This window comes from Campylobacter taeniopygiae (assembly GCF_005406225.1).
Lineage (GTDB): Bacteria > Campylobacterota > Campylobacteria > Campylobacterales > Campylobacteraceae > Campylobacter_D > Campylobacter_D taeniopygiae.
Map to the genome: position 1 here is coordinate 1 of NZ_NXLY01000062.1, position 616 is coordinate 616.

General features: G+C 26.8%; 1 pseudogene. It reads left to right on the top strand.

The annotated features are described in order from the left end of the window. Positions 1-255: pseudogene (locus tag CQA75_RS08950) on the top strand (tRNA 2-selenouridine synthase); the annotation flags it as partial. Positions 256-616: the final 361 nt, after the last annotated feature.

The window sequence follows — 616 nt, forward strand, 5'->3', positions numbered from 1 at the left end:
GAAAACTATAAAAAAGTAAGACCTTATATGGGTATGAGTACTTATTATGTATGTAAGGGTAAAAAATATCCTGTTGTTTTTTCTACTAGATTTATGTATATTGAAACAAATTATGGTTTATTTGGAGATGAAGCAATAGGATTTAGCTTTACAAGCCTAAGTCACAAAGGTGTTGGAGTTGGATCTTCTTTGCATTATTTTATTAATGGTAAGTTTGTAAAAAGTGATGAGAAGTATGAAGGGGGAAATTATTAATGACTTCTAAAGAACTTATCTCAGAAATCAAAGATTATGCAGATATAGCCGATGCAAGTTATAAAAAGATAAAATAATAGCATGAAAAATAAGTCAAATATATGTAACTTTATAAATTATGTTAGAATATGCTAAGCTAGTTATTGGATTTAAATAAAAATATTTAACAACAAGGTAAAGCAATGGATGAAGAACTTTTTTGGGAAAATTTTGTTCCAGTAGGACATATCAATGAGGAAGCTTTAAAAAGACAAGCTAATACATATAATGCAAATTTTAACACCTTAGCATACGATGAAACAATTTTACCACAAGAATTAGAATGTTGCTATAATGAATTTAAATATTACAAAGAAGATAA